This window comes from Streptomyces sp. NPDC097617, from assembly GCF_044761485.1.
Classification (GTDB): domain Bacteria; phylum Actinomycetota; class Actinomycetes; order Streptomycetales; family Streptomycetaceae; genus Streptomyces.
Genome location: NZ_JBIWCL010000001.1, coordinates 316625 through 340269 on the forward strand (window position 1 = coordinate 316625; position 23645 = coordinate 340269).

Below are 23645 nucleotides of genomic sequence, written 5' to 3' on the forward strand. Positions count from 1 at the left end.
GCTCAGTGGTGGTACTGGTGCACGACCGCGTGGCCCTTGCCGCGGCCGATCATCCACTTGTTGACCGGGGTCGTGATCACGAAGGCGGCCGCCAGTGCGATGGCCAGGACGATCCAGAACAGCGGCTCCGACAGGTGCGCGTCCATCGCGCCGGGCCACAGGGCGATCACCCCGTTGTCGATCAGCTCCATGACGGCGATCGAAAGAGTGTCCGCGGCCAGCGCCACCCGGACGGCCGTACGCAGGTCGACGCCCGCGGAGAGGATCCCGCGCAGGGTGAGCGCGTAGCCGAAGACGAACGCGAGGACGATCGCCAGGATCATCGTCTGGACGTTCCCCCAGCCCAGCGCGGTACCGATGATCATGCCGAGCACCTCGCCGATGGCGCATCCGGTGAGGCAGTGGAGGGTGGCCCGGGTCGCCGTGCCCCAGCTGACCGGGCCACCGGCGGCGGCGTGCGCGTGCCCCTGGTGCCCGTGGCCCTCATGGCCGTGGCGACCCTCATGGCCTTCGTGGCCTTCGCGACCCTCGTGCATCTGCTCCATGACAACCCCCTTGTGGGAACGCCGGGTAGCGGTCCGTCGATATGACGAACCGTATACCCCTCTGGGGTATTCCTCGAGGAGTCGGGGGATCACTGCGAGCCGCGCAGCTCCTTCAGCAGTGCCACGTCCGCCGCATGCCCTTCCTTGCCGCCCGGCGTCTCGATGATCAGCGGTACGCCGTCCATGGCGGGGTGCGTGATCAGCTCGGCGAAGGCGTCCCGGCCGATGTGGCCCCGGCCGATGTTCGCGTGCCTGTCCTTGTGGGCGCCGACGCCCTCCTTCGAGTCGTTCGCGTGGACCAGCTTCAGCCGCCCCTCGCCCACCGTGTCCACCAGCAGGTCCAGCGTCAGCTTCGTCCTGCCCGGCTCCGCCAGGTCGTGACGGGCCGCGAAGATGTGGCAGGTGTCCAGGCAGATCCCCAGCTTCGGATGCCGGTCGAGCGCGTCGAAGTACGGGCCGAAGTCCTCGGCCAGCGAGCACAGCGAGGAGCCCTGCCCGGCCGTCGACTCCAGCAGCAGGAACGGGTCGTCGTCATGCGTCAGCTCGTCCAGCAGCGGCAGCAGGTGCTCCCTGATCTGCGCGTACGCCGCCTCCCTCGGGCGCCCGCCGGTCGCCGACCCGGTGTGCACGACCACCCCGAGCGCGCCGATCTCCCGCCCGCGGCGCAGCGAGTGGCGCAGGGACTCCACCGACTTCTCGACCGTCGCCTCGGTGTGCGAGCCGAAGTTGATCAGGTACGGGGCGTGCACGTACGCCGGGACGGACCCGGCCGCGCACTCCGCCCGGAACCGCTCGTCCTGGGCCGGATTGCCGACCGGGGTGGCCCAGCCGCGCGGATTGGCGACGAAGACCTGGACGGCCTCCGCCCCCATCTCCCGGGCGTAGGCCATGCCGACGGAGGCGAGCCCCCCGGCCACCGGGACGTGCCCGCCCACTGGATTGCGCATCACTACGGCTTACAGCCCCTTGGTCCTGATGGTGATCGTGGTGCCCTCGGGGGCGCTCTGTCCGGCCGGCACCGACTGGGTGTCCACCGTGTTGCTGAAGGAGATCAGCGGCCGGTCCACCTTCACCTTGAAGCCGGCGGCCTCCAGCGCCTTGCGGGCCGCGTCCACCTCCTGGCCGGTCACGCCCGGGACCGGCAGCTGCCGCGGGCCCTTGGACACGGTCAGCGTGACCGTGTCCCCGGCCGCGGCCTGCGTTCCGGCGCCGATCGACTGGTTGGCGACCGTACCGGCCGCGGACGGGGCGTTGACCTGCTCGGGAGCGGTCGCGACCTTGAGACCCAGGGCCTCCAGGGACGCCTTCGCCTGGTCGGCCGGGATCCCGGTCACGCTCGGTACCGGCACCGGGCGGCCCTTGCTGACCACCAGCGAGACGGCCGTGTCGGGTGCGCGCTTCTCGCCGCCCGCCGGATTGGTGCTGATCACCGAGCCCTGGGCGATGTCCTGGCTGAAGGCCTGCGTGACGACACCGGGGGCCAGTCCGGACCCGGTCAGCTCCGCGGTGGCTTCCTCCAGTGGCCGGCCCTTCAGGTTGGGCACGGACACGACCTCGGGGCCGCGGGAGAGGGTGATGGTCACCGCGCCGTTGCCGCGGATGCGCCGACCGCCCGGGGGATCGGTGTTCATCACCGTCCCGCGGTCGAAGGCGTCGCTGAACTTGCGGTCCACGCCCTTGACCCCGAGCCCGGCCGCGGACAGCTGGGAGCGGGCCTGCGCCTCGGTCTTGCCGAGCAGGTTGGGGACCTTGGTGAACTGTCCGGAGTTGATGTACCAGACGCCGACCCCGAGCCCCAGGGCGAGCAGCACACCCGCGACGACGAGCAGTACCCCGCGGCGGGGCCGCCGCACGGCCCCGGAAGGGCGGTGCGTGGGCGGCGCGGGCGGGGCCGGGGGCATCTCCAGGCGGGAGGTGTGCTGCACGGGGTGCTGCGCGGCCACCGGGCGCGGGATCACGCCCGTACGGTCCTCCGCGGACGAGCGGTCCTCGGCGCGCGCCTGCGGCGGTACGGCGTCCAGCTCGGCATCGCTGAGCAGCATGCGGGCGTCACGGGCGAGGCCCAGCAGCGCGGCCGCGTCGTAGGGGCGCAGGTCGGGGTTGCGGGCGGCGGCCTGCGCGACGAGCTCGTCGAGCCCGACGGGGAGCCCGGGGACCGCGGCGGACGGCGGCGGGACGTCCTCGTGCAGGTGCTGGTAGAGCACCTGCACGGGGGTGCCGCCGAGGTGCGGCTTGGAGCCGGTGAGCATCTCGTAGAGGACGACGCCGCAGGCGTAGACGTCCACGCGGGTGTCGGTGATGCCGTTCTCGATCTGCTCGGGCGCCAGGTAGGAGACGGTGCCGAGGACGGATCCGGTGGTGTTGGTGACCGAGTCGACCGACCGGACCAGCCCGAAGTCCGCGACCTTCACCCGGCCGTCGTCGCCGATCAGGACGTTCTCGGGCTTCATGTCGCGGTGGACGAAGCCGGCCCGGTGGGCGGCGCCGAGGGCGGCGAGGACCGGTTCGAGGATGTCGAGGGCGGCCCGGGGCCGGAGCGCGCCGCGCTCGCGGAGCACATCGCGCAGGGTGCAGCCGGAGACGTACTCCATGGCGAGGTAGACGTACGGCCCGTCCGTGCCCTGGTCGAAGACGGCGACCACATTGGGGTGCGCGAGCCGGGCCACGGACTTGGCCTCGCGGATGAACCGGTCGACGAAGGCGTCATCGGCGGCGAGCGCCGGGTGCATCACCTTCAGGGCGAGCACCCGGTCGAGGCGGGTGTCGACGGCCCGGTAGACCGTGGCCATGCCGCCGGCCGCGATGCGGGCGTCGATGCGGTAGCGGCCGTCGAGCACGCGCCCGACGAGAGGGTCATCCAGGGTCGTATCCACCCGGCGATTCTACGAGCCGTCCCGAAGGCCCCGCCCCGGCCGGGTCGGCTTGCAGCGCAGCTGTGACGTGCGGGCCGGGTCCCCGTCCCTCGGAACGGGCCGGGTCCCCGTCCCTCAGAACGCGGGGCGCTCCGGATCCAGCGCCGCCCGCCCCTGCTCGGGGGAGGACGCCTGTGCGAAGCGACGCTGGGGGATGCGGCCCGCGCGGAAGGCGAGGCGGCCCGCCGAGACGGCGTCCCGCATGGCGGACGCCATGAGGACCGGCTCCTGCGCGCGGGTCACCGCCGAGGCCAGCATCACCGCCGAGCAGCCCAGCTCCATCGCCAGGGCCGCGTCGGACGCCGTGCCCGCGCCCGCGTCGAGGATGACCGGTACCGACGCGCGCTCCGTGATCAGCTCGAAGTTGTGCGGGTTGCGGATGCCCATGCCGGATCCGATGGGGGACCCGAGCGGCATGATCGCCGCGCAGCCCACGTCCTCGAGCTTCCGGGCGAGCACCGGGTCGTCGTTCGTGTACGGCAGGACCGTGAAGCCCTCGTCCACGAGGATCTCGGCGGCGTCCAGCAGTTCGATGCCGTCCGGCAGGAGGGTCCGCTCGTCCGCGACCACCTCCAGCTTGATCCAGTCCGTGCCCAGCGCCTCCCGGGCCAGCCGGGCGGTGAGGACGGCCTCGCCCGCCGTGAAGCAGCCCGCCGTGTTGGGGAGGACCGCGATGCCGAGCCCGGTCAGTACGGACAGGACGGAGCCCTGGACCGTGGGGTCCAGCCGCCGCATCGCGACCGTGGTCAGTTCGGTGCCGGACGCGACGAGGGCGCGTTCGAGGATGTCCAGGCTCGGGGCCCCGCCCGTGCCCATGATCAGGCGCGAGGAGAAGGTCCGGCCGCCGAGGGTGAAGAGGTCGTCCGCCATACGGTCAGCCCCCCTGCACCGCGGTCAGGACCTCGACCCGGTCGCCGTCGCCCACGACGGTGGCCGGCCACTGCCCGCGCGGCACCACCGTCTCGTTGAGCGCGGCGGCGACCCCGGAGGGGGCCGTGGTCAGGATGGCGACCACCGTGTCGAGGGTGGCACCGGCCGCGACCTCGCGCGGTTCGCCGTTGACGGAGATGGTCATGCGTACGACTCCTGACGTGCGGCGGAGAACCGGCGGGGGGTGAAGGGGCGCGCGATCTCCGGAAGTTCGCCGGTGGCCAGCAGCTCGGCGAGGACCTCGCCGGTGAGCGGGGTCAGCAGGACCCCGTTGCGGTAGTGGCCGGTGGCCAGGTGCAGGCCCGGCAGGTCGGTCGGGCCGAGCAGCGGGGCGTTGTCGGGGGATCCGGGGCGCAGGCCCGCCCGGGTCTCGGTGAGCGGCAGTTCGGTGATGCCGGGGACCAGTTCGTGGGCGTCGCGCAGGAGTTCGTAGACCCCGCCCGCGGTGACGGTGGTGTCCCAGCCGAGTTCCTCGCTGGTGGCGCCGACGACGAGTTCGCCGTTCTCGCGCGGCACGAGGTAGACGTGGCTGCCGCGCACGACGGCCCGTACGGTCCGCGACAGGAACGGGGCGTACGCCGCCGGCACCGTGAGCCGCAGGACCTGGCCCTTGACGGGCCGTACGGGGGCCACGACCTCCGGCGGTACGCCCGCCAGCCGGCCGGTGAGCGAGCCCGCGGCCAGGACGACCTGGTCGGCGAACAGTTCCGTACCGTCGCCGAGGAGGGCGCCCGTCGCCCGGTCGGTGGTGGTGAGCAGCTGCTGCGCGCTCGTCCGGTGGATGGTCACGCCGACCCGTTCGCAGGCGGCCAGCAGGGCGGCCGCGAGCCGGCGGGGGTCGACCTGGTGGTCGCCGTCGACGCGCAGGCCGCCGCGCACGCCCGGGGCGAGCAGGGGCTCGAGGCGGCGGCACTCGCGGCCGGTGAGCCACTCGGACTCCAGGCCGCAGCGGCGCTGCAGGGCATGCAGTTCGCGCAGGTGGAGGCGGTCGTCGGAGTCGAGGGCGACGGCGAGGGTGCCGCAGGCGCGGTAGCCGATGTCCATGCCGCCGCTGGCTTCGGCGAGCTCGTCGGCGAACTGCGGATAGCGTGCGGCGGAGGCGAGGCCGAGCCCGAGCAGGGCTTCCTCGCCGTAGTGCAGTTCGGTGACGGGGGCGAGCATGCCGGCCGCGACCTGGGCGGCGCCGCCGCCGGGTGCGGGGTCGGCGAGTACGGTGCGCAGTCCGCGCGCGGCCGCCCGCCAGGCGGTGACCAGGCCGATGATTCCGCCCCCGATGACGAGGACGTCGGATCCCTTGCGGGATGTACGGGATGAGTGCATGGGCGTCCAGCCCCTCCCTTCGCCGGCATGACCCGGATCAGGTTCGTACGGTCGGAGGCCGTCCAGCCTCCCTCTCAGCCCGGTGCGCCGGACTCCCGCGATAGGTACGGTGGCCAGACTAACCCGGCCGTGCACGGCGGGTAAGGCGGCACCTATTCCTGACGGAGCATCAGGTGATTAGGGTGGCGGCGTGAGCGAGCAGACGGAACACAATCAGCACGGCGTCGTGATCGTCGGCGCCGGAATGGCCGGGGTGCAGACCGCGGTCGCCCTGCGCGAACAGGGCTTCACCGGCCCGGTGACCCTGCTGGGAGCCGAACCCCACCAGCCCTACGACCGCCCGCCCCTGTCCAAGGCGGTCCTCCTCGGCAAGGCCGAGGACTCAGCCTTCGGCGTGGACTTCGAAGGGCTCGACATCGACCTGCGGCTCGGCAGCGAGGTCACCGGACTGCGCGCCGCCGACCGCGAGCTGGACACCGAGGTGGGACCGGTCCCGTACGGGGTCCTCGTCCTGGCGACCGGCGCACAGCCGCTGACCCTGCCCGGGACCGAGGGCGTCCCCGGCGTCCACCTGCTGCGCACGCTGGACGACGCCGCCCGGCTGCGCCCGGTGCTGGCCGCCTCGCCCCGGGCCGTGGTCGTCGGGGCCGGCTGGATCGGCGCCGAGTTCGCCACCGCGGCCCGGGAGGCGGGCTGCGAGGTCACCGTGGTCGAAGCCGCGGACCGGGTGCTGGCGGGGGCGCTGCCCGCCGAGGTCACCGGGCCGATGGCGCGCTGGTACGAGGAGGCCGGCGCCGCTCTGATCACCGGGGCGAAGGTCGCCGGGGTCGAGGAGGGCCGGGTCCTGCTGGCGGACGGCCGGGTCCTGCCCGCCGGCGCGGTGGTGGTGGGCATCGGCGCGCGCCCCGCCACCGGATGGCTGGCCGGGACCGGCGTGGAACGCGGCCCCGACGGCTCGGTCACCGCGGACGCGTACCTGCGGACCTCGCTGCCCGGCGTGTACGCGGTCGGCGACTGCGCCTCCTTCCCGTCCGGGCGGTACGGGACGCGGCTGCTCGTGCACCACTGGGACAACGCGCTCCAGGGGCCGCGGACGGTCGCGGCGAACATCCTGGCCGGGGAGCCGGACCGGGTCTACGACCCGGTGCCGTACTTCTGGTCGGAGCAGTTCGGGCGCTTCGTGCAGTACGCCGGACACCACGACGGGGCGGACACCCTGCTCCTGCGCGGGGACCCGGCCGGCCCCGCCTGGTCGGTGTGCTGGCTCAAGGACGGCGCACTCGTCGCCGTCCTGGCCGTGGGCCGTCCCCGCGACCTGGCGCAGGGCCGCAAGCTCATCGAGACGGCCGTCCCGATGGACCCGGCCAAGGTCGGCGACCCCTCGGTCCCGCTGAAGTCGGCCACCGCCTGACGGGCCGGAAAAGCCGGCCCCCGCCGCCGTCCCGGCGGGCCCCGCGACCCGGACGGGGCCGCTCAGGTACCGGCGGCGGAGCCGAGATGGCAGGCTTGTGCCTGTGACCGAGATTGACGCAAAGATCGATGCCCTTGTCCCCTCGTGGCTGTACCTCCCCGACATCGCGGAGATGCTGAACATCGAGGTGACCCGGGTCCGCCAGATGGTCAAGGAAGGGCAGCTCATCGCCGTCCGCCGGGGCGAGAACCGCTCCCTGCAGGTTCCGGCCCCCTTCATCGACGGCGACAAGGTCGTCAAGGGCCTCGTCGGCCTGCTGACCGTGCTGCGCGACGACCGCTTCACCGAGGAGGAGATCCTCGAATGGCTCTTCACCGAGGATCCGACCCTGCCCGGCACCCCCGTGCAGGCGTTGAGCGAGAATCGCGGCACGGAGGTGAAGCGCCGCGCTCAGGCGCTCGCCCTCTGACGACCTGATCGCCTTCGCTCCACAGCGGTGTACGGGCCGGGCCGCGGCCCGGCCCGTACACCGCGTCCACCCCGGGGGGTATACCCATGCAGCTGTCCGACGCCCGGCTCTACCTGTGCACGGACGCCCGCAAGCGCCAGGGTGACCTCCCCGAGTTCCTCGACGCCGTGCTCTCCTCGGGCGTGGACATCGTCCAGCTCCGCGACAAGGGCACGGAGGCGGGGGAGGAGCTCGAACACCTCCAGGTCTTCGCCGAGGCCGCCCGCCGCCACGGCAAGCTCCTCGCCGTGAACGACCGCGCCGACGTCGCCCACGCCATCGGCTCCGACGTGCTGCACCTGGGCCAGGGCGACATCCCCGTCCCCGCGGCCCGCGCCGTCCTCGGCGAGCGGGTGCTGATCGGCCGGTCCTGCCACGCCGAGGACGAGGTCGACGCGGCCGTCGCCGAAGCCGGCGTGGACTACTTCTGCACCGGCCCCTGCTGGCCCACCCCCACCAAGCCCGGCCGCCACGCCCCCGGCCTCGACCTGGTCCGGTACGCGGCCTCCCTCGAGCAGGGCCGTCCCTGGTTCGCCATCGGCGGCATCGACGGCTCGAACCTGGACGAGGTACTGGACGCCGGTGCCACCCGCATCGTGGTCGTCCGCGCGCTCACCGAGGCCACCGACCCCGGTGCGGCCGCGGCGGAGCTCGCCAAGCGGGTCCGCGCCCGCCTCGCCTGAGTCCTGTCCGCCCGGACAGCGGACGCCGTCCGCCCCGCACTCCGTGGCGGCGGCATTCGGCCGGAGCCGGCCCTCCAAGTGTCCAAAAACGTGTCCAAAACGTGGACAAGGCTTCGGTGTCCGCCGGGCCGCGTCTAACCTGCCCACATGGCCTCTGGTACAGCTTCCACCTGGTCGGACCGTGCGCACACGGTCCGCGACCTCCTCGCGTCCGGACGCTCGTACTCCTTCGAGTTCTGGGCTCCGAAGACGGAGAAGGGCGAACGCAACCTCTGGAACGCCCTGCGCCGGGTCGAGGCGGTGTCCCCCAGCTTCGTCTCCGTGACCTACGGGGCCGGCGGCTCCACCCGCGGCGGCACGGTCAAGGCCACCCAGGAGATCGCCGCGGACAGCACCCTGACCCCCGTCGCGCACCTCACCGCCGTGGACCACTCGGTCGCGGAACTGCGCAACGTCATCGGGCAGTTCGCGGACGCCGGGATCCGGAACATGCTCGTCGTGCGCGGAGACCCGCCGGGCGACCCGATGGGCGAGTGGGTCGCGCACCCCGAGGGCGTGCACTACGCCGCCGACCTGGTCCGGCTGGTCAAGGAGTCCGGAGACTTCTGCGTCGGCGTCGCGGCCTTCCCCGAGATGCACCCGCGTTCGACGGACTGGGACACGGACATCCGGCACTTCGTGGACAAGTGTCACGCCGGTGCCGACTACGCGATCACCCAGATGTTCTTCGATCCGGAGAATTATCTGCGGCTGCGCGACAGCGTCGAGAAAGCGGGCTGCGAGACCCCGATCATCCCCGAGGTCATGCCTGTTGTGGGGATCAAGCAGCTCGACCGACTGCCCCAGCTCAGCAACGCACTCTTCCCCGTGGACGTGAAAGAGCGCATGCTCGCCGTCAAGGACGACCCGGCCGCTGTACGCTCCATTGGCATCGAGTTCGCCACGGAGTTCTGCGCGCGACTGCTGTCCGAGGGTGTCCCGGGGCTGCACTTCATCACGCTCAACAATTCCACGGCGACTCTCGAAATCTACGAGAACCTGGGCCTGCACCAGCGGGCCTGATCGGCCGTCCCCCGTTCCCGCGCCGGCGGCCGTACCGAGAGGGGCCATGCATGGGAATGACGGTCCTCTACATCGCGTTCGGATTCGTCGCGCTGTGGCTGCTTGCCGAGGTCCTGATGCAGTACAAGGCCCGGCTCCGCTGGCGCCTGCTCGCCTTCGCCGGCTTCCTCGGCGTGGTCGCCGGGGTGGTCCTGCCGTCCGTACTGGTCATCGGGGCCGGTGCGGCGGCCTTCGCCGTGGGCCAGACCCTGGTGACCCTGTCCTTCCGCAAGGGCTTCGTCGCCGGCTGGGCGCTGCGCCGCGGCGGGGAACCCGTACGGCAGCAGACGCGCCGCCGCCGGTCCGCGGGCACCAAGCAGGAGCCCGCGCTCCAGGTCACCGCGCTGGAGTACGAGAACGCGAACGGAGCCGCGGACGAGCGGCCGTACCGGGACGCGGCCGAAGAGGTCTACAGCCCGGAGCCGGTGCCCGAGGACACCGGGTCCTACGGCATACAGAGTTTCGCGCCGGCCCCCGAGGTCGACCGGACGGCGGCCTTCGCCTCGCCGTTCACCACGGCCGAGCAGGACGCCCACCAGTACGCGGCGTACTACGACCAGCAGAACCAGGGCGGCTACGACTACTCGGGCGGCTATCCGACGGGTGACCAGCAGCAGGTCTACGCCGCCTACTCGGACCCGTACATCGGCACCGGCGGCGGCGTGGTCCCGCCCCAGCCGTACGACTACACCCCGTACGCCGACTACGGGCAGCAGCAGTACTCCACGGACACCCCGCCCGGCGGCGTCTGGGTCCCGCAGCAACGGTCCACCGACGGGGCCGGCCAGCCCTACCCGATGGACGAGCAGGGCGAGCAGCAGCAGTACCCGTACCCCCAGCAGGGCGGGTACGAGCAGTACCGCTACTGATCGGCGCTCCTGGTCACCGCTGCCGATCAGCAGCGGTGACCACCGCCGACGGTCACTGGGAGCCGCGGAACTCCGCGCCCTCCACGATCAGTCCGGCCACCAGGGCCCCGGTCATCCCGGCGTGCGGCAGCCCGCCGCCGGGGTGGGCCCAGCCGCCCGCCAGGTAGAGCCCGGGCACGGCCGTGGTGTTGGCCGGCTGGAGCAGTCGGCCCCCGGCCCCCGCGAGCGCGGGCGGGGGTACCGCGCCGCCCACCGCGCCCGTCGCCGCCTCGATGTCGGCCGGGGTGCGCACCTCGTGCCACAACAGCCGCTCCCGCAGGCCCTGTACGGCCTTCTCCGCGAGGTTCAGCAGCTCCGCGGGCTCCGAGGTCCCGGGCCCCTGCACGGCGCTCACAGTGACCGCCTCGTGCTCCCCGTCGGGCCGGGTGGCCGGATCGTCCGGCCGCATGACCGTCACCTCGGCCCCGGAGGCGTGCACGACCGTCCGGTGCACGGCCGCGGCGGGGCGGGCGCCGCGCAGCGCGAGCAGCAGCGTGAGCCGCCCGGCTACGCCGTCCCCGCGGGCCGGGACCGCTTCGGGCGGCCACGGCAGGGAACCGGCCGGCAGCTGCCGGGGGTCGATCCCGCACACGACGGTGTCGGCGGCCGCCTCGGTCCCGTCGGCCAGCAGCAGACCCGCCGCCCGGCCGCCGCGCACCAGGACCTCACGGACCTCCGCGCCGAAGACGAAGGCGACCTTGCGCTCCAGGCAGCGCTCGTACACGGCGGTGGCCAGGGCCCGCATCCCGCCGCGCACGTACCAGCTGCCGAAGGTCTGCTCCATGTACGGGAGCACGGCCGCCGAGGCGGGCGCGGTGGCGGGGTCGATCCCGTATCCGCGCACCAGGCCGGTCAGTACCTCGGCGAGGGCGCCGCCCAGCTCCCGGTCGGCCACCTCGGCGAGGGTCGGCGGGCGGCGGCGCAGCAGCCCGCTCCGGCGCAGGGCCGGGTAGGGGTCGCCGCCCAGGCTCTGCCGGGCGCCCGGCCGCAGCGGCTCCTCCAGCAGCGGTCGCCGGGTGGCGTCCCAGACGTCGCGGGCCCGGCCCAGGACGGCGTTCCAGCGCTCGCCCGCCCCGGGGCCGAAGGCCGAGTCCAGGGCCGCGGCGACACCGCCGCGGGAGGCCCCGGGCAGCGTGACGTCGATGCCGTGGTGGGGCAGGACGTGCCGGACGGCCGGGTCCACCTGGACCATGTCGACGCAGGTCTCCAGCGACCGCTTGCCGGTCTTGACGAACAGGTCGCGGTACACGGCCGGCAGGTGCAGCAGTCCGGGCCCGGTGTCGAAGGCGAAGCCCTCGCGCTCGTAGCGGCCCACGGCTCCGCCGTAGGTCGCCCCTCGTTCGTACACCGTCACCCGGTGCCCCGCCACGGCCAGCCGGGCCGCCGTCGCCATCGCGCCCATGCCGGCGCCGATCACCGCAATTCGTGCCATGCGGCCGAGCCTATCGAGCCAGGTGGCGGCCCTGACCTCAGTGGGGTGGGGCCCCGGTGGTCTCGCGGACCTCGGCGGCCAGGCGCTTCTCCTCGCGGCGCTGCGCGCGCCGGCGCAGGAAGCGGCGGATCCGGCTCCAGAGGAAGATCAGTACGGCCAGTCCGGCGGCCAGCAGAACCGCCGCGATGATCGCGGCCGCCTCGGGATTGAACATCGCGAAGGTGACGAGGCCGGCCACGCCGAGGTCCTCGGCGATGCTCATCCCCACGTTGGTGAACGGCTCGGGCGACGTATTGATCGCCATCCGGGTGCCGGCCTTGACGAAATGGCTGGCCAACGCCGTGGAGCCGCCGACCGCGGCAGCGGTGATGTCGGAGAGCGAACCGCTCTGCCCGGCCAGCAGCGCACCGATCACGGCGCCGGCCACCGGGCGGATCACCGTGTGGACGGTGTCCCATATCGAGTCCAGGTACGGGACCTTGTCGGCGACCGCCTCGCACAGGAACAGCACAGCGGCGATGACGAGCACGTCCGTGCGTTGCAGGGAGGCGGGGACCTCGTCGGTCAGGCCGGTGCGGCCGAAGATGCCGAGCAGGAGGACCACGGCGTAAGCGTTGATCCCACTGGCCCAGCCGCTGGTGAAGACCAGGGGGAGCACACTCATCGGATCATCATGCCGTACGGGAACACGTAAAAGTGAGGGGACGGCCGCGCGGCGGCCATCCCCTCACCCACGTTGTCGGGGGCTAGTGCCCCTGCTCGTCACGGCGGCGCTGCCACCGTTCCTCGATGCGGGTCATCATCGACCGACGCTGCCGGTTGCGGCCATGGGCCGAACCACCGGTACTTCCGGAGACGGGCTGCTCGCCAGGCTTGGGTGCCTTGCGCCAACCGGTGACCACCAGGACCGTACAGCCCAGCATGACGAGGAAACCCACCACGCTGATCCAGAGCACGTTCGGAATGATCACACCGGTCATGAGGAGCGCGATACCCACCACAATGCCTGCGACTGCCTGGTAGACCCGTCGCCGGGTGTACGTACGCAGTCCGCTTCCCTCAAGCGCTGTCGCGAACTTGGGATCTTCGGCGTACAGCGCTCGCTCCATCTGCTCGAGCATTCGCTGCTCGTGCTCCGAGAGCGGCACGGGAGTCCTCCTCATCCGTCGGTCGCGGGGGTAGCGACCAGGGGTCCCCTTCAGGATAGGCGGGGAATCGCCCCCGTGACACCCGCCCTCTACGCCACGTTACAAAAAGACACGGCCCAGAAATGACGCAGCCCGTGAAGGCGCTGCGTGAAAACCGTACCGCCGCAGGGGCGGTCACTGAGGCCCTTATTCCCCAATGGTCCGTCCACCATGCCGGTACTGCACCTGATCATACGGGGCCGACCGGCTGATCGGAGGGTGTGCGGCCGACTCCGTCCGCGGAAGATCGCAGATCAGGACTGCTTCTCGCCCAGGACGTGCAGCTGGGTGGCGACGGCGTGGAAGGCGGGCAGCTCGGCCGCGGCCTCCTCCAGACGCAGCAGTGCCTCCACCGCGCCCGGCTCGGTGTCCACCAGGACGCCGGGCACGAGGTCGGCGAAGATCCGCACGCCGTGCACCGCGCCGACCGTGAGCCCGGCGTCGCCGACCAGCTCGGAGAGCTGCTCCGCGGTGAAGCGGCGCGGTACCGGGTCGCCGGATCCCCAGCGGCCGGCCGGGTCGGTGAGGGCGGTACGGGCCTCCGTGAAATGCCCGGCCAGCGCGCGGGCGAGCACGGCCCCGCCGAGACCGGCGGCCAGCAGGCTGAGCGTGCCGCCGGCGCGCAGCGCGGCCACCGTGTTGGCGACGCCCTCGGCCGGGTCGTCCACGTACTCCAGCACGCCGTGGCAGAGCACCACGTCGTACGCGTCCCGCTCGACGACGTCCAACAGGCCCTGGGCGTCGCCCTGGACGCCGCGCACCAGATCGGCGACACCGGCCTCGCCCACCCGGCGCTCCAGCCCGAACAGCGCGTTCGGGCTGGGGTCGACCACGGTGACCCGGTGGCCCAGACGGGCCACCGGCACGGCGAACTTACCGGTGCCGCCACCGGTGTCGAGCACGTCGAGCACATCCCGCCCGGTCGCCTTCACCCGGCGGTCGAGTGCCTCCTTGAGGACCTCCCACACCACGGCGGTGCGGAGGGAGGCACGGGGGCGGGAAGTGTCCGACACGGCTGATGGCTCCTCGGCGCGGTAAGGGTGAGCGGTCGCAGCCCACCCTATTGCCTACCGCCTCCGGGCAGCTCATCCCGCGTCCGGATGCTCCGGGCGTGGTTGAGGCAGGGGCTGCGACAGGGGCTGGGGCGCCGCCCGGACGGTGAGCATCCGCTCCACCAGGCGCAGGAACATCGAGGCCGCGCGCACCAGATCGTCCGCGTCCCGGCCGGTCGCCGCGTCCGCTATCCCCGCCTCGGCCCTGGCCCGGCGGGCGGCGCCGGAGGCGAAGAGCGCGCTCCACTCGGTCAGCTCCGGCGCTATCTCCGGCAGTACCTCCCACGCGCTGCGGATGCGGGGCCGCCGCCGCGGGTTCACCGGCTCGGGCCGGCCGCGTGCGGCGAGCACGGCCGCGGCGGTGCGCAGTGCGGCGAGGTGGGCGGTGGCGTAGCGCTCGTTGGGACGGGTCAGCCGGGCGGCCTCGGCCAGGCCGCTGTGGGCCTTGGCGAGCAGGTCGAGGGCGGCCGGAGGAGCCGTCGACTTCCGAAGGACGGGGTGGACAGGGGACGGGGACGGTGTGGCCATGACGAACCTCCTGTCGATCTGTCGATGCGTTGCCTCCATCGTGACGGGCCCCACTGACAATCCGGCTGACCTGCGCTTTTGCGGGCAGATTGCTTGTAACTCCCCCCTCCTGCACACCGGGTGTCCCCGAGGATGCTAGTTTTTGAACTGACCGGTCAGTTCAAAAAGAAGGGGGGACGGCGTGGACAGCCCGCACGGCGCGTCCGTCAAAGCCGAGGACTTCGGACTCAAGGGCCCGCGAGGCTGGGCCTTCCGAGGAGTCGGCATCGACGCGGCCCCCGGCTCGCTCATCGCGGTCGAAGGCCCCTCGGGCAGCGGCCGGACCTGCTTGCTCCTTGCCCTCACCGGGCGGATGAAACCCACCCGGGGACACGCCGAGGTCGGCGGCCACCGGCTGCCGAAGAAGATGTCGGCGGTCCGCCGCATCGCCGCCCTCGGCCCGGTCTCCGGGGTCAACGACCTCGACCAGGCCCTCACCGTCGCGGAGCAGCTGCGCGAGGGCGCCCTGCTCCAGCGCCACTACGGCGCCCCGGTCCGCTCCATGCTGCGGCCCCGGGCCGAGCGCCGCGCCGCGGCCGAGGCCCGGATCGCCGCCGCCCTGGAGGCCGCCGGACTGGACCTCGCCACGCTGCCCAAGGCCGAGCGGACCTCCGTACGGGACCTGGAACGCCTGGAGTCCGTACGGCTGTCCGTCGCCATCGCGCTGCTCGGATCCCCGGGCCTGCTGGCCCTGGACGACCTCGACCTCAAGCTGTCGGACACCGAACGCACCGAGGCCTGGGCCCTGCTCCGCTCGGTCGCCGCCCGCGGGATCACCGTCCTCGCGGTGTGCAGCGAGGCGCCGGCCGACGCGATCGTCCTGCGGACCTGCCCCAAGGACCCGGACGCGCCCGCCGAGGCCGAGGCCGCAGCCGAGGCCGGGGGCACGAAGAGCGACACCGAGAACGACACCACGAACGACGCCGAGAACGACGACACGAAGGGGGCGGACGATGCGCTCGCCGAAGCTGGCCGCGCTTGAGCTGAAGCGGTTCGGGCGGGGGAAGCTGCCCCGGGCCGCTCTCGTCGCACTGCTCCTGCTGCCGCTGCTGTACGGAGCCCTGTACCTGTGGTCCTTCTGGGACCCGTACAGCCGGCTCGACAAGGTGCCCGTCGCCATCGTCAACGCCGACAAGGGCACGACCGTCGACGGCAAGCGCATCGACGCCGGCGCCGAGATCGCCGGGAAGCTGCACGCCAGCAAGAAGTCCTTCGACTGGCGCGACGCGAGCGCGGAGGAGGCGGCCAAGGGCCTGGAGGACGGTACGTACTACCTGACCCTCACCCTGCCCGCCGACTTCAGCGCGAAGATCGCCTCCAGCTCCGGCGACGACCCCACCACCGGGGCCCTCCAGGTGCGCACGAACGACGCCAACAACTACATCGTCGGCTCGATCTCGCGCTCCGTGTTCGCCGAGGTCCGCTCCGCCGCGTCCGCCAACGCTTCCCGCGGCTTCCTCGACAAGATCTTCGTCAACTTCTCCGACCTGCACGACAAGACCGCCGAGGCGGCCGACGGCGCCGACAAGCTCAAGGACGGCGCGGGCAAGGCCCAGGAGGGTGCGAAGGAGCTCGCCGACGGCCTCGACACGGCGGGGGAGAAGACCGGCGAGCTCAACACCGGCCTGAAGAAGCTCAACTCGGCGGCCGGCAAGCTGGAGACCGGATCCAAGGACGTCGCGGACGGCACCCAGGCCCTCGCCGACAAGGTCAGCGGGGCCGCGGACAAGGCCCGCCCCTTCGTCAAGGACCCCAAGAACCTGGCGGACACCGCCGAGCTGGTCGCCGACAGCGCGAAGGTCGTGAACAACCACCTCGCCACCTTCAGCGAGAAGGCCCCGGCCGCCGCGGCCGCCGCCAAGAAGGCCGCGACCGGCGCGGACGCCTACTACACCAAGCACTGCGTCACCCCCGGCGGCGAGCCGCACCTCGCCTCCTGCCCCGACCTGAAGAAGGTGCGGGACGACACGGCCGAGGCGGCCGAGCTCAGCGGGGACGTGAACGCCCTGGTCAAGAACGCCAACGGTGACGTCGGCAAGTTGCGCACCCAGCTCACCGACCTGGAGAAGAAGGCCCGCGAACTCGTCGTCAAGGCCCCCCAGCTCGCGGGCGACCTCGACGCGGCCGTCGCCAAGGTCAACGCCCTCAACACGGGTGCGCACAAGGTCTCCACCGGCATGGCCCAGCTGCACACCGGCCTCGGCTCCGCCACCACCGGCTCCGGCGCCCTCAGCGACGGCGTCGGCAAGCTCGGCGACGGCGCCCACCGCCTCGACGGTGGCATGTACAAGCTCGTCGACGGCACCGGCGAACTCGCCGGCGGCCTGCACGAGGGAGCCGGCAAGATCCCCGACTACGACCAGCAGCAGCGCGACCGGCGCACGCAGGTCATGGCCGACCCGATCCAGCTCGCCAACCAGTCCCTGCACAAGGCGCCCAACTACGGCACCGGCTTCGCCCCCTACTTCATCCCGCTCTCCCTCTGGGTCGGCGCGATGGTCGCCTACATGCTGATCGCCCCGCTCAACCGGCGGGCCCTGGCCTCCGGCGCCTCGCCCTGGCGGGTCGCCCTCGCCGGCTGGCTGCCCGTGGCGGGACTCGGCGCGGCCCAGGTGGCCCTGCTGATGTCCGTACTGCACTGGGCGCCCGGCCTCGGCCTGAAGATGGCCCACCCGGCCCTCACCATCGGCTTCCTGATGCTGGTCACCGGCTGCTTCGCGGCGATCGTCCAGTGGCTCAACGCCAAGTTCGGCGCAGCCGGCCGCATCCTGGTGCTGGCCGTCCTGATGCTCCAGCTGACCTCGGCGGGCGGCACGTACCCCGTCCAGACCAGCCCGGACTTCTTCAACTGGATCCACCCGTACCTGCCCATGTCGTACATCGTCGAGAGCCTGCGCCGCCTCATCACCGGCGGCGACCTCGCCCCCGTGTGGCAGGGTGGCGCGGTCCTGCTGGCCTTCACCGCCGGCGCCCTCGCCCTCACCGCGCTCGCCGCCCGCGGCAAGCAGGTGTGGACGATGGACCGACTGCACCCCGAACTGAGCCTGTAGGGACGTGTTGACCTGTGACAATCAGCGCCATGGAAAGCAGCAGCACCGGTACGGGTACCGGTGGGGGCCGTCGTGCGGCCACCCGGCAGAAGCTCTACGAAGCGGCCGTGACCCTCATCGCCGAGAAGGGCTTCTCCGCGACCACGGTCGATGAGATCGCCGAGCGGGCGGGCGTCGCGAAGGGCACCGTCTACTACAACTTCGCGAGCAAGAACGAACTCTTCGAGGAGCTGCTGCGACACGGCGTCGGCCTGCTGACCGTCTCCCTGCGGACGGCGGCCGAGGAGACCGAGGCCCGCGGCGGCAGCCGCGTCGAGGCGCTCGACGCGATGATCCGCGCGGGGCTCGTCTTCATCGACCGGTACCCGGCCTTCACCCAGCTGTACGTCGCCGAGCTGTGGCGCACCAACCGCGCGTGGCAGTCCACGTTGATGGTGGTCCGGCAGGAGGCGGTGGCCGTCGTGGAGAAGGTGCTGCGCGAGGGCGTCGAGCGCGGTGAGCTGAGCGCTGAGATCGATGTGCCGCTCACGGCGGCCGCGATGGTCGGGATGGTGCTGGTGGCCGCCCTGGACTGGCAGTCCTTCCAGCGCGAGCGGTCCCTGGACGACGTGCACTCGGCGCTGTCGCTGCTGCTGCGGGGCCGGGTCAGCGGAAACCGCTGAGCCCGGCGTGCCCGGCGTGCCCGGCGCGCCATGACCCCCCAGTCGGCGGTGCCGCGGGGGCGCGCCGCCCCGTAGAACTGGTGGGGCCTGCCGCGACGGCTGAGTATCCGTACCTAGGCGCGGAAATGAGTACGTGCGCGGATGGGCTCCCACCTGCGCGGACGCCAGAATGGGAGCAACGGACAGGAGACCCGGTCCGCACCGCCGACACGGGGCTGCGGAGCGGACCGGGTACCTCCTCCCGTGACCGGGAGCGGGGGAACGACGGGGGATCGGCGACCCGGTGATGCGGTACGTGATGCGGCGGGGCTCGGGGGGATCGAGCCTCGCCGTTTCGCGTCCGCGGGTTCGGCGGTTCTTCGCGGCCGGCCGCGGCGCCGGTGCCGGGGCTCCGCCCCGGACCCCGCGCCTCAAACGCCGGCGAGGCTGAGTAGGGGCCTCAAGTGCCGGCGGGGCTGGGTGGAGTGCCTCGCCGGGTGGGGTGGGTCAGCTGCGGCTCCGCAGGGGGAGTCTCGACCAGAGGGTTGTCAGGCGGGTCGAGGCCGATGCGCAGAGGGCGGCCCAGCGGGCCGAGAGGGCCCAGGAGACGCGGGCCGCCGAGCGGGGCAGCAGCAGGGCGCGCAGGCGGGGCAACCGGTCCGCGGCCTCCAGCAGCCCCGTACGGGCCAGCAGTACGTCGTCCGCCAGCTCCGGGTAGGAGACCTCCGCGCCCGGGGGCGCGTACAGGGCCCGCTCCACCGCTCCGGCGACCCGGTGCACGGCTGCCGCCGGTTGCGGCTCCAGGTGGCCCAGGTCCACGATCCGGCTCGCCGCCCGGCGCGGGGACAGCGCCTCGTCCGGGGCCACCCCCACGTCCCAGGCGACGTCGCCCAGTTCCCGCCAGGCCGTCAGGACCTCACCGCTCGCCAGGCGCCGGGCCCGCAGCCTGGTTCGCCACAGCATCGGCAGCAGGGGCACTGCCAGCAACGCCACCGCGAGCGCCGCCCAGCCCAGGACCGTCGTCACCGACGTCCCGTCGCCCGGGCCCGCGCTCTGCGCGGGCGCCACGGGACCGCACTCGCCGAGCTTCTTCAGCGCCGGCGGGCACTCGGGGGTCGCCGTGGGAGCCGTCGACGGCTGCGCCGCGCTCTGCGAGGGCAGCGGCGCCGGCGCGGACGGCTGGGTGGCCGGGGCCTGCGCCCGGGAGTAGTCCGGGATGTTGATGCCGGAGCGCGGCGTCGGCTCGAAGCGGGTCCAGCCCACGCCCTCGAAGTACAGCTCGGGCCAGGCGTGCGCGTCGCGCATCGAGACGTTCACGCTGCCGTCCGACTGCTTCTCGCCGGGGGTGAAGCCCACCGCGACCCGGGCCGGGATGCCCAGCGAGCGGGACATCGCCGCCATCGAGAAGGCGAAGTGGATACAGAAGCCCTCCTTGTCGGCGAGGAACCGGGCGACCGCCTGCGGGCCCGTTCCCGAGGCCGTCCTCGTGTTGTAGCGGAACCCGCCGTTCACGGCGAAGTAGTCCTGCAGCTTCACGGCCCGCGTGTAGTCGTCCTTCGCCCCCTGCGTCACCTGGCGCGCCGTCTCGGCGACCACCGGCGGCAGGTTGTCCGGGATCTTCGTGTACTCGTCCCGGATCGCCGGTTCGGGCTCGCCGGCCCGCTGGAGCTGCAGGGCCGTCGGCTTCAGCTGCAGGCTGCGCACCTCGTACTCGGCGCCCTGGACGTTCTGGAACCGGTCCCGGCCCAGCTGGTCGCCCACCAGGCTCCGGCCGGCCGGCTCGAACCGCCACTTGCCGCGGATCGCGACCGAGGTCGCCGGATAGGGCATGGGGAGGTAGCGCTGGGTGTAGTTGTCCGCCGCGTTGACGAAGGTGGTGACCTCCGCCGCGGTGCTCCGGACCTGGGGGCCGAGCCCCGGCGGGTCCGGCAGCCGCTCCGGCACATCGATCAGGGGCCGGCCGGAGGCCTCCCACTTGACGCCGTTGAACTCGTCCAGGGACAGGATCCGCAGGTACTGCTCGCTCTGCTGCGGGTTGTTCGTCCGGTACTTCAGGATCACGCGGTTGTCCTGCGCGTTCAGGTTGCTCTGCAGGGAGACCAGCGGGTTGACCGCCGTGATCGTCCCGCCCGGCCCGCTGCCGCTCTCGTCGCCGTCCTGCATGCCGCCCAGCAGCCCGCCGCCGAGCGAGGGCAGCACGGCCGGCACCGCCAGCGCCAGGCCGAGGGCCACCGCGCCGATCCGCCGTCCGAACTTCACGGGGGCCGTCGCCTGTCCGCCCGCCCCGCCCGCGAGGCCCGAGTCGGCGGCGCCCCGGCGTGGGGCCGTGCCGAAGACCCGGCCCCACTGGGCGAGCCGGTCCCGGCCCTCGGACAGCAGCAGCAACAGGTAGCCGCAGCCCGCCAGCAGGAAGGAGAACCAGGAGGCGTCCCCGCCGCCCGACAGGCCTGCGGCCACCGAGTACAGCGCGAGCAGCGGCAGCCCGGCCGCGGCGGCCGTGCGCAGGGTGACCGCCAGCGTGTCCGCCAGCAGCCCGATCAGCAGCACGCCGGACACGAGCAGCAGCTTGATGCCGTCCGTGAGCGGCGCGGGGATCGCGAACTCGCCCACGTCCCGCACGCCCTGTCCGAACAGCGCGCCGAAGTCCGTCACCAGGTAGGCCAGCGGCCCGTCCCCGTGGGACTCGCCCTTGCCGGCGTACAGGAACGCGAGCAGCAGCAGCGACACCAGCACCTGCGCGGCCACGGTCAGCGTCCGGGCCAGCGGCACCCGCCGGGCCCCGGCGCCCACCGCGCTCTGCACGATCAGCAGCAGTCCCGCCTGGAGCAGCCAGGCCTGCGAGTCCACCAGCGGGCTCAGCGACCACGCGGTGAGCAGCGTCGCCAGTGCCGCGAACAGCGTCAGTTTCGCCCGCCCGCTCATTCCCGACCTCCGGTGGTTCCCGTAGCGAAGCGCGTGGTCCCGGCCTGGCGCCACAGCTCGCCGAAGGCCACTCCGGGCGGGGCGGCCAGTGCCGTCCAGCCCGCGTCGCGCAGCCTGCGCAGCCGTTCCTCCAGCGGGGGAACGGCAAGCCCCGGGGCGGGCTCGCCGCCCCAGCTCGCGCAGTCCAGTACGAAGGCCACCGCCCCCGAGGTGCGCTGGCGCATCCTGGCCGCCAGCTCCGTCTGCACGTCGTCCAGGTCGCCGAAGAAGGCGATGAGGAGCCCGTCACCACCGCTTCCGCCGAAGCCGCCCGCGCCGCCCGCGCGCACGGCGTCGTAGGCGCGGGAGAGTCCGGCGCCGTCGGAGTGCCCGATGACCGCGAGGGTGTCCATCATCAGCCCGGCGGCCTGCGCGGACTCCTGCCCGCCGGAGGAGAAACCGCCGCCGCCCTCACCGGGCACCGAGTCGCCGGTGTCGGTGAGCAGACGGACGGAGAAGCCCTGTTCCAGGACGTGCACCAGGCTGGAGGCGGCCGCCGAGACGGCCCACTCGAAGGCGCAGTCGGGGCCTGCGCCGTCGAAGGCCAGGCGCCGGGTGTCCAGCAGGACGGTGGCCCGGCTGCGCTGCGGCTGCTCCTCGCGGCGGACCATCAGCTCGCCGTAGCGGGCGGTGGAGCGCCAGTGCACGCGGCGCAGGTCGTCGCCGCGCCGGTAGCCGCGGGGGATCACGTCGTCGTCGCCGGCCAGGGCCAGGGAGCGGCGGCTGCCGTCGCCGTAGCCGTTGGACTCGCCGGTCAGGCGGACCGCCGGCAGCGGCTCGGTGCGCGGTATGACGGTGAGGGTGTCGTAGGTGCTGAAGGAGCGGGTCAGCTCGACCAGCCCGAAGGGGTCGGAGAGGCGCAGCTGGAGCGGGCCGAGCGGATAGCGGCCGCGCAGGTCGGAGCGGACCCGGTAGGACACCTCGCGGCGCCCGCCGGGCTCGACCCGGTCCAGTACGAAGCGGGGCCGCGGGCCCAGTAGGTAGGGCACCCGGTCCTGGAGCATCAGCAGACCGGTGGGCAGCCGGGAGACGTTGTCCATGCGCAGCTGCACGCGGGCCTCGGTGCCCGCGGGGACCCGGCCCGGGCTGAGCCGGCGGCTGCCGGAGACCCGGTAGCGGGTGCGGTGCAGGGCGTAGACGCAGATCAGCGGCAGGAGGGCGAGCAGCAGGCCGACCCGTAGCAGTTCGCCCTGGCCCAGGACGTACGCGCAGGCCGCGGCGGCTATCCCGGCGGCCAGGAACGAGCGGCCGCGGGTGGTCAGCCCGGACAGCGAAGCGCGCAGTCCGCCGCCCTCCCCGGGGCCGCCGCCGGCGCCGCGCGGGGCACCGGCGCTCATCAGAAGCCCCGGATGCCCGCGCCGGGCGGCATCTCGCCGCGGGCGTGCGCGGCGGGGACGGGGGTGCGCTGCAGGATCTCGGCGACGACCTGCTCGGCGCCGCGGCGGTTCAGCTGGGCCTGCGCGGTGGGCAGCAGCCGGTGCGCGAGGACCGGGCCGGCCAGCGCCTGGACGTCGTCGGGCAGGACGTAGTCCCGGCCGGCCAGGGCGGCCGAGGCCTTCACGGCGCGCAGCAGGTGCAGGGTGGCCCGGGGCGAGGCGCCGAGCCGCAGGTCGGGGTGGCTGCGGGTGGCGGAGACCAGGTCGACGACGTAGCGCCGGACGGGCTCGGCCACGTACACGTCGCGGACCGCCTCGATGAGCTTGACGATCTCGTGGGAGTGGGCGACGGAGGTGAGGTCGTCGAGCGGGGAGGCCCCGCCGTGCACGTCGAGCATCTGGAGCTCGGCCTCGGGGCTGGGGTAGCCGACGGAGACGCGGGCCATGAAGCGGTCGCGCTGGGCCTCGGGCAGCGGGTACGTGCCCTCCATCTCCACCGGGTTCTGGGTGGCGACGACCATGAAGGGGCTGGGCAGCGTGTAGGTCTTGCCGTCGATGGTGACCTGGCGCTCCTCCATCGACTCCAGCAGCGCGGACTGGGTCTTGGGCGAGGCCCGGTTGATCTCGTCACCGATGACGATCTGCGCGAAGATCGCGCCCGGCTTGAACTCGAACTCGCGGCGCTGCTGGTCGTAGATGCTGACGCCGGTGATGTCGGAGGGCAGCAGGTCCGGGGTGAACTGGATGCGCTGCACCGTGCAGTCGATGGACTTGGCGAGCGTCTTGGCGAGCATGGTCTTGCCGACGCCCGGTACATCCTCGATCAGCAGGTGTCCCTCGGCGAGCAGCACGGTCAGCGCGAGGCGAACGACCTCGGGCTTGCCCTCGATCACGCTCTCGACCGACTGGCGCACCCGCTCCGCCGTGCTGGTCAGATCCGCGAGGCTCGCTCGGTCGTCGTACGTCGTCACCTGGTTCTCCTCGGCCCATTCCCAGGGCCGACGCCCTTGGCGCATGAACCGGCCCACCCCGAAACACGGACACCCTCCCGGGAGGTTCCC

Annotated in this window: 22 protein-coding genes and 1 riboswitch; of the genes, 8 read left to right on the top strand and 14 right to left on the bottom strand. The window is 73.0% G+C overall.

Annotated features, from left to right (window positions below; translation table 11 throughout):
* Nucleotides 1–2: 2 nt before the first annotated feature.
* From ACIQZO_RS01520 to thiO, 6 genes are all read right to left on the bottom strand, one after another.
* Nucleotides 3–536 carry a DUF4396 domain-containing protein gene (locus ACIQZO_RS01520; RefSeq protein ID WP_403619192.1) on the bottom strand — a complete coding sequence of 178 codons (534 nt, stop codon included), beginning with the start codon at nucleotides 534–536 and terminating at the stop codon, nucleotides 3–5.
* 98 nt (nucleotides 537–634) lie between these two features.
* Nucleotides 635–1492: a deoxyribonuclease IV gene (locus ACIQZO_RS01525; RefSeq protein ID WP_403618338.1), complete on the bottom strand. Its 858-nt coding sequence runs from the start codon at nucleotides 1490–1492 to the stop codon at nucleotides 635–637.
* A 9-nt stretch (nucleotides 1493–1501) separates the two neighbouring features.
* Entirely contained in the window at nucleotides 1502–3418 is a 1917-nt protein-coding gene (pknB, locus tag ACIQZO_RS01530) for a Stk1 family PASTA domain-containing Ser/Thr kinase (protein ID WP_403618341.1), read from the bottom strand.
* A 114-nt stretch (nucleotides 3419–3532) separates the two neighbouring features.
* Nucleotides 3533–4327, bottom strand: a complete 795-nt coding sequence (locus ACIQZO_RS01535) for a thiazole synthase (RefSeq protein WP_403618344.1) — start codon at nucleotides 4325–4327, stop codon at nucleotides 3533–3535.
* 4 nt (nucleotides 4328–4331) lie between these two features.
* Nucleotides 4332–4532, bottom strand: a complete 201-nt coding sequence (gene thiS, locus ACIQZO_RS01540) for a sulfur carrier protein ThiS (RefSeq protein WP_403618347.1) — start codon at nucleotides 4530–4532, stop codon at nucleotides 4332–4334.
* Entirely contained in the window at nucleotides 4529–5707 is a 1179-nt protein-coding gene (gene thiO, locus ACIQZO_RS01545) for a glycine oxidase ThiO (protein WP_403618350.1), read from the bottom strand. The genes thiS and thiO overlap by 4 nt, the downstream gene beginning before the upstream one ends.
* A riboswitch (TPP riboswitch) is annotated at nucleotides 5705–5816 on the bottom strand. (Overlaps the previous gene by 3 nt.)
* 81 nt (nucleotides 5817–5897) lie before the next feature.
* On the opposite strand from thiO, the gene ACIQZO_RS01550 reads away from it, so the two are divergent.
* The 5 genes from ACIQZO_RS01550 to ACIQZO_RS01570 all read left to right on the top strand — a co-directional run bounded on the left by ACIQZO_RS01550 (nucleotide 5898) and on the right by ACIQZO_RS01570 (nucleotide 10279).
* On the top strand, nucleotides 5898–7118 hold the full coding sequence (locus ACIQZO_RS01550) for an NAD(P)/FAD-dependent oxidoreductase (RefSeq protein WP_403618352.1): 1221 nt from the start codon (nucleotides 5898–5900) through the stop codon (nucleotides 7116–7118).
* 103 nt (nucleotides 7119–7221) lie between these two features.
* Nucleotides 7222–7587: an Rv2175c family DNA-binding protein gene (locus tag ACIQZO_RS01555; protein WP_030724382.1), complete on the top strand. Its 366-nt coding sequence runs from the start codon at nucleotides 7222–7224 to the stop codon at nucleotides 7585–7587.
* 86 nt (nucleotides 7588–7673) lie between these two features.
* Nucleotides 7674–8309, top strand: coding sequence for a thiamine phosphate synthase (gene thiE / locus ACIQZO_RS01560; protein ID WP_403618355.1), 636 nt, complete (start codon nucleotides 7674–7676; stop codon nucleotides 8307–8309).
* Between the two features lie 147 nt (nucleotides 8310–8456).
* Nucleotides 8457–9371, top strand: a complete 915-nt coding sequence (gene metF / locus ACIQZO_RS01565; protein ID WP_403618358.1) for a methylenetetrahydrofolate reductase [NAD(P)H] — start codon at nucleotides 8457–8459, stop codon at nucleotides 9369–9371.
* Between the two features lie 50 nt (nucleotides 9372–9421).
* Entirely contained in the window at nucleotides 9422–10279 is an 858-nt protein-coding gene (locus ACIQZO_RS01570; protein WP_403618361.1) for a hypothetical protein, read from the top strand.
* A 52-nt stretch (nucleotides 10280–10331) separates the two neighbouring features.
* Here the strand turns inward: ACIQZO_RS01570 and ACIQZO_RS01575 are convergent, their stop codons facing one another.
* The 5 genes from ACIQZO_RS01575 to ACIQZO_RS01595 form a co-directional block, all read right to left on the bottom strand.
* Nucleotides 10332–11750, bottom strand: coding sequence for a phytoene desaturase family protein (locus ACIQZO_RS01575; protein WP_403618364.1), 1419 nt, complete (start codon nucleotides 11748–11750; stop codon nucleotides 10332–10334).
* Between the two features lie 37 nt (nucleotides 11751–11787).
* Nucleotides 11788–12414, bottom strand: coding sequence for a DUF4126 domain-containing protein (locus tag ACIQZO_RS01580; RefSeq protein WP_403618366.1), 627 nt, complete (start codon nucleotides 12412–12414; stop codon nucleotides 11788–11790).
* A gap of 82 nt (nucleotides 12415–12496) precedes the next feature.
* Nucleotides 12497–12898, bottom strand: a complete 402-nt coding sequence (locus ACIQZO_RS01585; RefSeq protein ID WP_327735052.1) for a DUF3040 domain-containing protein — start codon at nucleotides 12896–12898, stop codon at nucleotides 12497–12499.
* A gap of 293 nt (nucleotides 12899–13191) precedes the next feature.
* Nucleotides 13192–13950: a methyltransferase gene (locus ACIQZO_RS01590; protein WP_403618369.1), complete on the bottom strand. Its 759-nt coding sequence runs from the start codon at nucleotides 13948–13950 to the stop codon at nucleotides 13192–13194.
* A gap of 72 nt (nucleotides 13951–14022) precedes the next feature.
* Entirely contained in the window at nucleotides 14023–14517 is a 495-nt protein-coding gene (locus ACIQZO_RS01595; protein ID WP_403618372.1) for an SAV_6107 family HEPN domain-containing protein, read from the bottom strand.
* Nucleotides 14518–14698: 181 nt separating this feature from the next.
* On the opposite strand from ACIQZO_RS01595, the gene ACIQZO_RS01600 reads away from it, so the two are divergent.
* From ACIQZO_RS01600 to ACIQZO_RS01610, 3 genes are read left to right on the top strand one after another with little or no spacing between them, the layout of a single operon-like run.
* On the top strand, nucleotides 14699–15538 hold the full coding sequence (locus ACIQZO_RS01600; RefSeq protein WP_403618375.1) for an ATP-binding cassette domain-containing protein: 840 nt from the start codon (nucleotides 14699–14701) through the stop codon (nucleotides 15536–15538).
* Nucleotides 15510–17606, top strand: a complete 2097-nt coding sequence (locus ACIQZO_RS01605; RefSeq protein WP_403618378.1) for a YhgE/Pip family protein — start codon at nucleotides 15510–15512, stop codon at nucleotides 17604–17606. Before ACIQZO_RS01600 ends, ACIQZO_RS01605 begins: the two co-directional genes overlap by 29 nt.
* Nucleotides 17607–17635: 29 nt before the next feature.
* Entirely contained in the window at nucleotides 17636–18268 is a 633-nt protein-coding gene (locus tag ACIQZO_RS01610; RefSeq protein WP_403618381.1) for a TetR/AcrR family transcriptional regulator, read from the top strand.
* Nucleotides 18269–18754: 486 nt separating this feature from the next.
* On the opposite strand, the gene ACIQZO_RS01615 is transcribed toward ACIQZO_RS01610, so the two are convergent.
* Genes ACIQZO_RS01615 through ACIQZO_RS01625 form a run of 3 tightly spaced genes read right to left on the bottom strand, consistent with a single transcriptional unit; the run spans nucleotide 18755 to nucleotide 23555 of the window.
* Complete coding sequence (locus ACIQZO_RS01615) at nucleotides 18755–21169, bottom strand: transglutaminaseTgpA domain-containing protein (RefSeq protein WP_403618384.1); 2415 nt, start codon at nucleotides 21167–21169, stop codon at nucleotides 18755–18757.
* On the bottom strand, nucleotides 21166–22545 hold the full coding sequence (locus tag ACIQZO_RS01620; protein WP_403618387.1) for a DUF58 domain-containing protein: 1380 nt from the start codon (nucleotides 22543–22545) through the stop codon (nucleotides 21166–21168). Before ACIQZO_RS01620 ends, ACIQZO_RS01615 begins: the two co-directional genes overlap by 4 nt.
* Entirely contained in the window at nucleotides 22545–23555 is a 1011-nt protein-coding gene (locus ACIQZO_RS01625) for an AAA family ATPase (RefSeq protein WP_403618390.1), read from the bottom strand. The genes ACIQZO_RS01620 and ACIQZO_RS01625 overlap by 1 nt, the downstream gene beginning before the upstream one ends.
* Nucleotides 23556–23645 lie beyond the last annotated feature (90 nt).

Bases quoted from the DNA above. Each gene is read 5' to 3' on its own strand.
- ACIQZO_RS01605 (WP_403618378.1), top strand. From the start codon at position 15,510: ATGCGCTCGCCGAAGCTGGCCGCGCTTGAGCTGAAGCGGTTCGGGCGG.
- thiE (WP_403618355.1), top strand. From the start codon at position 7,674: ATGCAGCTGTCCGACGCCCGGCTCTACCTGTGCACGGACGCCCGCAAG.
- ACIQZO_RS01610 (WP_403618381.1), top strand. From the start codon at position 17,636: ATGGAAAGCAGCAGCACCGGTACGGGTACCGGTGGGGGCCGTCGTGCG.
- ACIQZO_RS01575 (WP_403618364.1), bottom strand. From the start codon at position 11,750: ATGGCACGAATTGCGGTGATCGGCGCCGGCATGGGCGCGATGGCGACG.
- ACIQZO_RS01520 (WP_403619192.1), bottom strand. From the start codon at position 536: ATGCACGAGGGTCGCGAAGGCCACGAAGGCCATGAGGGTCGCCACGGC.
- ACIQZO_RS01525 (WP_403618338.1), bottom strand. From the start codon at position 1,492: ATGCGCAATCCAGTGGGCGGGCACGTCCCGGTGGCCGGGGGGCTCGCC.
- ACIQZO_RS01580 (WP_403618366.1), bottom strand. From the start codon at position 12,414: ATGAGTGTGCTCCCCCTGGTCTTCACCAGCGGCTGGGCCAGTGGGATC.
- thiS (WP_403618347.1), bottom strand. From the start codon at position 4,532: ATGACCATCTCCGTCAACGGCGAACCGCGCGAGGTCGCGGCCGGTGCC.
- ACIQZO_RS01620 (WP_403618387.1), bottom strand. From the start codon at position 22,545: ATGAGCGCCGGTGCCCCGCGCGGCGCCGGCGGCGGCCCCGGGGAGGGC.
- thiO (WP_403618350.1), bottom strand. From the start codon at position 5,707: ATGCACTCATCCCGTACATCCCGCAAGGGATCCGACGTCCTCGTCATC.
- ACIQZO_RS01595 (WP_403618372.1), bottom strand. From the start codon at position 14,517: ATGGCCACACCGTCCCCGTCCCCTGTCCACCCCGTCCTTCGGAAGTCG.
- ACIQZO_RS01570 (WP_403618361.1), top strand. From the start codon at position 9,422: ATGGGAATGACGGTCCTCTACATCGCGTTCGGATTCGTCGCGCTGTGG.
- ACIQZO_RS01535 (WP_403618344.1), bottom strand. From the start codon at position 4,327: ATGGCGGACGACCTCTTCACCCTCGGCGGCCGGACCTTCTCCTCGCGC.
- ACIQZO_RS01615 (WP_403618384.1), bottom strand. From the start codon at position 21,169: ATGAGCGGGCGGGCGAAACTGACGCTGTTCGCGGCACTGGCGACGCTG.
- metF (WP_403618358.1), top strand. From the start codon at position 8,457: ATGGCCTCTGGTACAGCTTCCACCTGGTCGGACCGTGCGCACACGGTC.